Genomic DNA, 9843 nt, shown 5'->3' with positions numbered 1-9843 from the left:
GAGATTGCTTCGTCGAAACTTACAGTTTCTTCTCGCAATGACGATACGGTATGACATTTTAAGAAATCATAGCCCTTAATTTTTCAAGTACTTCTTGGGCGTGATTTTTAGCATTTACCGAACGCCAAATATGCTTAACTATTCCTTCCTTATCAAGTAAAAACGTAGCTCTATCAATGCCCATGTATTTTTTACCGAACATTGATTTTTCTATCCATACCCCTAATTGTTCACACAAATTTGAATTTGCATCAGAGGCCAAATCAAATCCCAAACTATATTTTTCTTTAAATTTATCGTGAGAGTCAAGCTTATCTTTAGATACTCCAATAATTACCGTATTAAGTTTATCGAATTCCGGTTTTAGCCTATTAAAATCTTGTGCTTCAATAGTACATCCAGGCGTATCGTCTTTCGGATAAAAATATAATACTATGAATTTTCCTTTTAAATTCGATAGTTTAATTATTTTATCGTTACCTATGTGCAGCGAAAAATCAGGAGCTTTTTTCCTAGTTCTAATGTCATAACATCCTCAAATTTATTTTGTACAATAACTATATATTAAATAGATAATTTTTAAAATTGCTTTTTAAGATTATATTATTTATGATTCTAAATATATAATATTTAAGTTTAATTTTTATTAACTATTAGACCTCTTCGGAAATGAGGATTTAGAGAGGAATTTGAAGGAGGCACGGAACGCAGAACCGCAGCGTACACACTAGTACGTGAGGCTTCGAGTACCGGATCGACGTACAAATTACTCCTAGAAGTAGAGTTTCCGAAGAGATCTATTTCAAAAAGAGGTGTTATGAGAACTATAGGTGAAGCACTTGAAGAATTGCATAAAAACCTTAAGAATTCTGCTGAAATTATTACCGTCGACTTTAATAAAAAATGTCATGAAGTAGTGGATAAATTATCCATCAAAATTAATGATTTAGAGAAATATGCTAAGGATAGTAAAGACCATTCTTTAGAAACTATAAAAGAGCAATATAAAAATTTAACGAAAGAGTTACAGGATTACCAGAAAATTAAAGATGATAAAGTAGAAGAATATAGACAAACTCTTGTAAAAAAACTTGATGATTTAAGTAAGAAAATTGAACAATATAATAATAAACATAAATAATCGGAGAATATAATGAAAAGAATATTAATAACACTAGGGGCTACCGCTACATTATTATTAACACCTAGCATTTTTGCAGATTCGCCTACCAAGGATGAAACAAAAGCAAATGAAGCGCAAACTGAAGAAGTAGTTACAAGCAGTACAAAAACAATTACCGAAAATTTACAGGAATTAAAAGACAATTTAACAAACTTAGCCCAAACAGGGGTTGATAAATTTAATCAGACCTTAAGCAATACTTATGATCAGATAGCACAAAGTGTTGCAGAGATAAAAAAGAATATGAAAGATCAGAAAGATAAAAAAGGTGAAGAACTGCAAAAATCTATAGATGATGTAAAAGCAAAAATGGAAGATTATAAAAAAGCAGGACGCAAGAAGCAAGAAGAAGTGCGTCAGAACCTAGTAGATAAATTAGAAGAGCTAAATAAAAATATTAACGAATATAATAAAGAAAAAGAAAAAGCAGATTCGTAGTTGTTTAACGTCATTGCGAGGAGAGGCGAAGCCTCGACGCGGCAATCTCATGAAGTAGGATAATTCCTGAGACTGCTTCGTCGAAACTTATAGTTTCTCCTCGCAATGACGTTGCAGACAATATACCATCAAAAAATCGGTATTATTTATGACTATTACCAAAGAAAAAATTTCAGCTATGTTAAGCTCCAAATTGGGTTTTTCAAATAATTTATGCGAAGAAATAGTTAATACGGTTTTTTCTAATATTTTAGAAATAGCAAAAGAGCAAAAATTAACTTTAAAGAATTTCGGTAGCTTTGAGGTTAAACAAAAAAATCCACGTCCCGGAATAAATTTTCATACTAAATCACCAGTAATTATAGAATCAAAAAAGAATTTACGCTTCGTTCCTTCTTCCAAATTAAAAGCTCTAGTTAACGAACATGATAAACAATAGATCAATAGGTCTAACAAAAAAATATTATTCTGCTAGTGAAGTAACTAAGCATTTAAATATTGCTTTACATCAATTAAGATATCTAGAGACAAAAATCCCTGATTTATCTAATTATAAAATAAAAAATAGAAAATATTATACTGTTAATGATATTGATCTACTTCAAAAATCTTTAAAGAAAGATATTACATCTCCGTCTACCGATAAAGTTCATATATTACTTACCAACTTCCATAATTTATCTTTTCAAATAAAAAAAATTCTTGCCGATTCCTCTATGACTTGCGTATAGTACTTGTCATATTACGTTTTAAAGATAAGAAAGGAGCATATTATGACAATAAGACAAATGGTAAAGCCGGTAATTATAGGCATATCCGGTCCTGAATTAACCGATGCTGAAAGAGACTTATTTGAAGAGCATAATCCTTTAGGTATAATTTTATTCCGTCGTAATATTAGCAAGAATGATAACGGCGAGCAGGATAAAAAACTCTTATTAAGCTTATTACAGATATAAAAGAAGTATTAGGAGAAAATACTATCATCTCTATAGATCAAGAGGGCGGTAGGGTAAAAAGGCTCATAGCACCGACTTTTTATGACGCTCCGGCTGCTCAAACTTTCGTTGATGTGCAAGAGTGCAAACAAAACTATAGCAATATAGGCAAAGAGCTAAGAGAAGTAGGTATTAATCTAGATTTTGCTCCGGTAGCGGATTTGATGCACGAAAGAGCAGATAAGATAGTCGGAGATAGAAGTTTTGGTTCAGAGCCGGAAATAGTCGTGCCTTTATGTTTAGCTGCTATAGATGGATTACAAGAAGAGAAAGTTGGGGTTTGCATCAAGCACATTCCAGGGCATGGTAGAGCTACGGTGGATAGTCATATAAGGTTACCTATTATTGGCACTAGCTTAAAAGAACTAGAGGATACAGATTTTAAAGTATTTAAGGAGCTAGCGAAGCACGATAATATTAAGCTTGCTATGACGGTACATATAATTTCAAAGCTCTTGATTCTGAGAATCCTGCCACCCTATCAAAAAAAAGTTATAGACTATATTAAAAATAATATCGGCTTTAAAGGGCTTATTATTTCCGATGCAATAGATATGAAAGCTTTAAGTGGTAGTATGGCAGATATTACCAAAGGAGTTTTAGATGCAGGCGTAGATATAGTGCTTGAATGCACCGGAGAATTTAACAAAATGTCTGAAGTTCTACGTAGTGTTTCGGAAGATTCTATAGATAAATTTCTGACCTGTTAATTGTTTAATGCTATTCGTCATTGCGAGCGACTGAAAGCATCGTTGCACGGTTCGGTTTATACATCATTGCGAGAAGAATTACATAGTAATCGACGAAGCAATCTCAGGAATTTGTCATTATTTCATGAGATTGCCACGCGGTCTTCGACCGCTCGCAATGCGATGAAACAGATCTATCCAATTAACCTAAGTTAAAATTAATTAAACAATTTTATTGAAAAAATTTATTTTTACTATTAATCTGTTTTTTAATTTTTAGTTAAAGAATTAATTTTATAAATTACTTGAATAGTATTATGAACAGTCTTGGGGATTTAAGTTCTAAAAGCTATAGGTAATATTTACTAAGAATAGAGATATATAGAATTTTAGGTAGCAGGAGGGGATTTGATTTGTGATATTATTAATCTGCTTAAAGAAGATTTAAATAAAGCAGACATAGAAAATGAGATATATATGCGTCTTAAAGAACCTTATTCTGTTTTAAAAAAGATGAAAAGGAAAGAAGTGCCGATTGATGCGTTGAAAGATTTAATTGCATGTAGGATCATAGTTAAATCTAAAGCTCTATGCTATAATGCTTTGGACGTAGTTAAGAGTTCTTCGCATTTAGATTGGTTATACACCAAAGATTATATCAATAGACCAAAAAGCAACGGCTATCAGTCTCTTCATAATATAATGCAGCTTTTACATTCTAAACGTAATTTTGAAATACAGATAAGAAGTGAAGATATGCATAAAGATGCTGAGCTTGGTAGAGCAGCACATTTAAATTACAAAGAAGAACAAGACCGTCATTTGAAAAAAGTTTTTGACGTTAGTAATGACACGATACTTTCTAAAGCACGTCAAATGGTGAAACAATTTGAAGGATTAGAAGAACAAATTGTAGAATATGAAAAAGAAATTATGCGTATTTGGGATACTAAATACGACGAAATGCTAAAATGGGAAAATACTGCTGAAGTGCTAATATTTAATGAAGAGTAGTTTTTCCGTCATTGCGAGAAGAATTACGTAGTAATTCGGCGAAGCAATCTCAGGAGTTTTATACTACTTCATGAGATTGCCACGCAAGTACTACGACTGCTCGCAATGACGGCTCAGGCATCCACGCGGGCAATGCCTCCTCGCAATGACGACTCATGTGTTATAACACCAATGTGATAAAAATATAACATTGATTAAAACTTTATAAAAAAACTATAGCGATGCTTGTAATTATATACAATATATAGTATGCTCAGCCCGTAGTTTAGAAACTATTGAAACAAAATATTAGGTTATTGCCTTATCAAATGCGGGATATATTGACTTGCGTTTGATAAGTTTGTTTTAATACCAGGTACTAAATTTAACTTAAATATAGGAAAAAAAATATGGCTCAAAAACCAAATTTTCTAAAAAAATTAATTTCCGCAGGATTGGTAACTGCTTCTACAGCTACCATAGTAGCCGGCTTCGCAGGCTCAGCTATGGGTGCTGCTACACAGCAGAATAGAACAACAGCTGGAGCTGCTACAACTGTTGACGGTGCGAGATTTGACCAAACTGCCGCTCCTGCCGCTCCTGCAAATCTTGCAGTTGCTCTAAATGCAGTTATTACGGCTAATGCTAATAACGCTATTAATTTTAATACGCCAGCAGGTAGTTTTAACGGTTTGTTTTTAGATACTGCAAACAATTTAGCAGTGACAGTTAGTGAAGATACTACTTTAGGATTTATCACTAATGATGCTAATAACGGTAACTTCTTTAATCTTACTCTTGGTGCCGGTAAAACTCTTACCATAACAGGACAAGGTATTACTGCTGCACAAGCTGCTGCTACAAAAAATGCTCAAAATGTTGTTGCGCAATTTAATGGTGGTGGTGCTATTGCCAATAACGATCTTAGCGGTGTAGGAACAATAGATTTTGGTGCTGCGCCTTCTACATTAGTATTTAATTTAACAAATCCCACCACTCAAAAAGCTCCTCTTTTACTCGGAGATGATGCTGTAATAGCTAATGGTGCTAACGGTACATTAAATGTTACTAATGGATTTATTCAAGTTTCAGATAAAACTTTTGCTACTATTAAGACAATTAATATCGGTGACGGTCAAGGTTTCATTTTTAATACTGATGCTACTAACGGTAATGCTTTAAATTTACAAGTAGGCGGTGCTACTATTAATTTTAACGGAACAGATGGTACCGGTAGATTAGTATTATTAAGTAATGCTGCTGGTGGCGGCGCTACTGACTTTAATGTTACAGGAAGTTTAGGCGGTAATCTAAAAGGTATTATCGAATTTAATACTACTGCAGTAGCCGGTCAACTTATAGCTAATGCAGTAATAGGTACTAATAATGGAGCAGGTAGAGCCGCAGGATTTGTTGTTAGCGTAGCTAACGGTAATGCAGCAACAGTCGCTGGACAAGTGTATGCTAAAGACATGGTTATACAAAGTACTAATGCAGGCGGACAAGTAAATTTTGGACACATAGTTGATGTTGGTACGGACGGTACTACTGCATTTAAAACAGCAGCTACTACAGTTGCAATAACCCAGAACTCGAACTTTGGTGCCGTTGATTTCGGTAATACTGCATCACAAATTACAGTTCCTGATACTAAGGTTCTTACAGGTAACTTCAAAGGTGATGCTGGCAATAACGGTAATACTGCGGGTGTGATAACTTTTGCTGCTAACGGTACTTTAGCAAGCGGTAATGCTGATGCAAATGTTGCGGTAACAAATAAAATTACAGCAATCGAAGCAGCAGATGTCGGAGTTGTCCAATTATCAGGAACACATACTGCTGAATTACGTTTAGGAAACGCTGGTTCTCAGTTTAAGCTTGCTGATGGTACAATTATCAATGGTAACGTTAACCAAACTGTTCTTGTTGGTAATGCTGCTCTTGCAAATGGCGCTATTCAGTTAGATGGAAGTGCTACAATTACCGGTGATATAGGTAACGGTGGTGGTAATGCTGCGTTACAAAGTATTACTTTAGCTGACGATGCTTCAAAAACATTAACACTTGGCGGAGCAAATATTATCGGTGCTAATACCGGTAGAACAATTGATTTCCAAGCGAATGGCGGTACTGTTAAGTTAACAAGTACTCAAAATAATATTTTAGTTGATTTTGATTTATTGATAAATGCAGATCAAAAAGGTGTTGTTGATGCGAGTAGCTTAACAAATGCTCAAACTTTAACTATTAGCGGTAATATTGGTATTATTGCAGCTAATAATAAAACTCTTGGACAATTTAATATCGGCTCAAGTAAAACAGCTTTAAATAGTGGTGATGTTGCTATTAATGAGTTAGTTATTGGAAATAACGGTTCAGTACAATTCGCTCACAATACTTACTTAATAACAAAAACTACCAATGCTGCCGGCCAAGGTAAAATAATATTTAATCCTGTTGTAAATGATAATACGACTCTTGCAGCCGGTACAAATTTAGGTAGTGCAGCAAATCCACTTTCTGAAATTAATTTTGGATCTAAAGGAGCTAATGCTGACACTATATTAAATGTTGGTCAAGGCGTAAATTTATATGCTACTAATATTACTACTACCGATGCTAATGTAGGTTCTTTCAGCTTTAAGGCCGGTGGAACAAATATAGTAAGCGGTACAGTCGGCGGTCAGCAAGGTAATAAGTTTAATACTGTAGAATTAGACAACGGTACTACTGCTAAGTTCTTAGGTAATGCAATATTTAACGGTGAAACTACAATTGAAGATAACTCTATCTTACAAATCGGCGGTAACTATACTGCGGACTTTGTCGCATCTGCTGACGGTACCGGTATAGTAGAATTTGTTAATACTACTCCTATTACCGTAACATTAAACAAACAAGCTGAACCTGTTGCTGATTTAAAACAAATAACAGTTTCCGGTCGCGGTAACGTAGTGATTAATGAGATAGGTAATGCAGGTAATGACCATGGTGCGGCGACTGATACAATTTCTTTTGAACATGCAAGTTTAGGTACAGCTTTATTTTTACCTAGCGGTATCCCACTCAACGATGCAGGCAACACAATTCCTTTAACAATTAAAAGTATCGTAGGTAATGAAACAGCTACAGGTGGTTTTGATGTTCCTAGAGTGATTGTTTCAGGTGTGGATAGTACAATCGCTGACGGTCAAGCAATCGGTGATCAAGATAATATTGTAGGTCTTGGCCTTGGAAGTGATAACGGTATTACTGTTAATGCTACTACATTATATGCAGGTATCGGTAGTGTAAACAATAATCAAGGTACTGTCACACTTAGCGGTGGTATTCCTAACGCCCTTGGTACAATTTACGGCTTAGGTGAAGAGATTGGAGCTCCAAAATTAAAGCAAGTAACATTTACTACAGACTATAACAACTTAGGTAGTATTATCGCAACTAACGCAACAATTAATGACGGCGTAACTGTTACTACAGGTGGTGTAGCCGGAACAGATTTCGACGGTAAAATTACCCTTGGAAGTGTTAACGGTAACGCTAATGTAAGATTTGCTGACGGTACATTTTCTGATTCTACAAGTATGATTGTTACTACTAAAGCTAATAACGGCACTGTAACTTACTTAGGTAGTGCATTAGTCGGTAATATAGGTAGTTCAGATACTCCTGTAGCTTCTGTTAAATTTACAGGTAGTGATGATGGTGCAGGATTACAAGGAAATATTTATTCACAAGTCACAGACTTTGGTACTTATGACTTAGGTGTTTTAAATTCTAACGTAATTTTAGGCGGTGGTACTACCGCTATTAACGGTGAAATCGATCTTCTTACAAATACCTTAACATTTGCAAACGGTACTTCAACATGGGGAAGCGATACTTCTATTGAAACTACTTTAACAGTAGCAAATGGTAATATAGGTCACATCGTTATTGCGGAAAATGCTCAAGTTAATGCAACAACTACAGGAACCACAACCATCATCGTACAAGATAATGCCAATGCAAATTTCAGCGGTACACAAACTTATACTTTAATCCAAGGTGGTGCTAGATTTAACGGTACTTTAGGAGGTCCTAACTTTGCTGCAACCGGAAGTAATCGTTTCGTAGATTACGGTTTAATACGTGCTGCTAACCAAGATTATGTAATAACACGTACTAACGATGCAGCAAAAGTAGTTACTAATGATATCGCAAATAGCCCATTTGCAAGTGCGCTGGGTGTAGGTCAGAACGTTACGACATTCGTAAATTCAACTAATACTGCGGCGTATAATAATCTTCTTTTAGCTAAAAATAGTGCTGATTCTGCTAACTTTGTCGGAGCTATTACTACCGATACAAGTGCAGCCGTAACTAATGCACAATTAGATGTAGCAAAAGACATCCAAGCTCAACTTGGTAACAGATTAGGTGCTCTTAGATATTTAGGTACTCCTGAAACTGCTGAAATGGCTGGGCCTGAAGCTGGAGCAATACCGGCTGCGGTTGCTGCAGGTGACGAAGCTGTTGACAATGTAGCTTACGGTATATGGGCAAAACCTTTCTATACTGATGCACATCAAAGTAAGAAAGGCGGTTTAGCTGGTTATAAAGCTAAAACCACCGGTGTCGTAATAGGTTTAGATACGCTAGCTAACGATAACTTAATGATCGGTGCTGCTATCGGTATCACTAAAACCGATATAAAACACCAGGATTATAAGAAAGGTGATAAAACCGACGTTAACGGTTTCTCATTCTCTCTATATGGTGCTCAGCAGCTTGTTGAGAACTTCTTTGCTCAAGGTAGTGCAATATTTAGCTTAAACCAAGTGAAGAACAAAAGTCAGCGTTACTTCTTCGATGCTAACGGTAAGATGAATAAGCAAATTGCTGCCGGTAATTACGATAACATGACATTCGGTGGTAACTTAATGGTCGGTTATGATTACAACGCAATGCAAGGTGTGTTAGTAACTCCAATGGCAGGACTTAGCTACTTAAAGACTTCTGACGAAAACTACAAAGAAACCGGTACAACAGTTGCAAACAAGCAAGTTAACAGCAAGTTTAGCGATAGAACCGATTTAATAGTAGGTGCTAAAGTAGCCGGTGGTACTATGAATATAACTGATCTCGCGGTATATCCGGAAGTGCACGCTTTTGTAGTTCACAAAGTAAATGGTAGATTATCTAAAACTCAGTCTCAGTTAGATGGACAAGTTACTCCGTTCATCAGCCAGCCTGATAGAACTGCTAAAACATCTTACAATGTAGGTTTAAGTGCAAGCATAAGACCTGATGCTAAGATGGAATACGGAATCGGTTATGATTTCAATACTGCAAGTAAGTATACTGCACATCAAGGTACTTTAAAAGTACGTGTAAACTTCTAATCGCTCCCGATTAGCAAGTTTATAACTTTCTAAAGAAAAAAGCTCTCTTTAAAAAAAGGGGGGCTTTTTATTCTTTCTTCCTGCCTACAGGTCATGTTGCCTGGATACTGAGGGTCGTCATTTCCTCGCAAGGCGTTGTTGCGTGGAGATTAAAAAAA

General features: G+C 35.4%; 8 protein-coding genes and 1 pseudogene. 8 read left to right on the top strand and 1 reads right to left on the bottom strand.

Going from position 1 to position 9843, the window contains the following annotated elements:
- Nucleotides 1–58 precede the first annotated feature (58 nt).
- A pseudogene (bcp, locus tag KYQ89_RS00475) lies at nt 59–528 on the bottom strand (thioredoxin-dependent thiol peroxidase).
- 289 nt (nt 529–817) lie between these two features.
- Here bcp and KYQ89_RS00465 point away from each other — a divergent pair.
- From KYQ89_RS00465 to ompB, 8 genes are all read left to right on the top strand, one after another.
- The gene (locus KYQ89_RS00465) at nt 818–1141 is read left to right on the top strand and encodes a hypothetical protein (protein ID WP_218459846.1); all 324 of its coding nucleotides are present in this window, start codon (nt 818–820) and stop codon (nt 1139–1141) included.
- A 12-nt stretch (nt 1142–1153) separates the two neighbouring features.
- On the top strand, nt 1154–1621 hold the full coding sequence (locus tag KYQ89_RS00460; protein WP_218459845.1) for a hypothetical protein: 468 nt from the start codon (nt 1154–1156) through the stop codon (nt 1619–1621).
- Between the two features lie 148 nt (nt 1622–1769).
- Complete coding sequence (locus KYQ89_RS00455; protein ID WP_218459844.1) at nt 1770–2060, top strand: HU family DNA-binding protein; 291 nt, start codon at nt 1770–1772, stop codon at nt 2058–2060.
- Entirely contained in the window at nt 2047–2352 is a 306-nt protein-coding gene (locus tag KYQ89_RS00450; protein ID WP_218459842.1) for a MerR family transcriptional regulator, read from the top strand. Before KYQ89_RS00455 ends, KYQ89_RS00450 begins: the two co-directional genes overlap by 14 nt.
- Before the next feature lie 42 nt (nt 2353–2394).
- Nucleotides 2395–2580: a hypothetical protein gene (locus tag KYQ89_RS08145; protein WP_371920378.1), complete on the top strand. Its 186-nt coding sequence runs from the start codon at nt 2395–2397 to the stop codon at nt 2578–2580.
- Nucleotides 2559–3329 carry a glycoside hydrolase family 3 N-terminal domain-containing protein gene (locus KYQ89_RS00445; RefSeq protein ID WP_371920379.1) on the top strand — a complete coding sequence of 257 codons (771 nt, stop codon included), beginning with the start codon at nt 2559–2561 and terminating at the stop codon, nt 3327–3329. The genes KYQ89_RS08145 and KYQ89_RS00445 overlap by 22 nt, the downstream gene beginning before the upstream one ends.
- 387 nt (nt 3330–3716) lie before the next feature.
- Nucleotides 3717–4322, top strand: a complete 606-nt coding sequence (locus KYQ89_RS00440) for a bifunctional (p)ppGpp synthetase/guanosine-3',5'-bis(diphosphate) 3'-pyrophosphohydrolase (RefSeq protein WP_218459841.1) — start codon at nt 3717–3719, stop codon at nt 4320–4322.
- Between the two features lie 389 nt (nt 4323–4711).
- The gene (ompB, locus tag KYQ89_RS00435; protein ID WP_218459840.1) at nt 4712–9685 is read left to right on the top strand and encodes an outer membrane protein OmpB; all 4974 of its coding nucleotides are present in this window, start codon (nt 4712–4714) and stop codon (nt 9683–9685) included.
- Nucleotides 9686–9843: the final 158 nt, after the last annotated feature.

It is taken from the genome of Rickettsia sp. TH2014 (genome assembly GCF_019249195.1).
Classification (GTDB): Bacteria; Pseudomonadota; Alphaproteobacteria; order Rickettsiales; family Rickettsiaceae; genus Rickettsia; species Rickettsia felis.
The sequence above is the reverse complement of the archived record's forward strand: the minus strand, read 5'-3'. Positions and strand labels throughout refer to the sequence as shown.

What these genes read in the sequence shown, in the direction of transcription:
- KYQ89_RS00450 (WP_218459842.1), top strand. Translation starts at nt 2,047, where the DNA reads ATGATAAACAATAGATCAATAGGTCTAACAAAAAAATATTATTCTGCT.
- ompB (WP_218459840.1), top strand. Translation starts at nt 4,712, where the DNA reads ATGGCTCAAAAACCAAATTTTCTAAAAAAATTAATTTCCGCAGGATTG.
- KYQ89_RS08145 (WP_371920378.1), top strand. Translation starts at nt 2,395, where the DNA reads ATGACAATAAGACAAATGGTAAAGCCGGTAATTATAGGCATATCCGGT.
- KYQ89_RS00460 (WP_218459845.1), top strand. Translation starts at nt 1,154, where the DNA reads ATGAAAAGAATATTAATAACACTAGGGGCTACCGCTACATTATTATTA.
- KYQ89_RS00455 (WP_218459844.1), top strand. Translation starts at nt 1,770, where the DNA reads ATGACTATTACCAAAGAAAAAATTTCAGCTATGTTAAGCTCCAAATTG.
- KYQ89_RS00465 (WP_218459846.1), top strand. Translation starts at nt 818, where the DNA reads ATGAGAACTATAGGTGAAGCACTTGAAGAATTGCATAAAAACCTTAAG.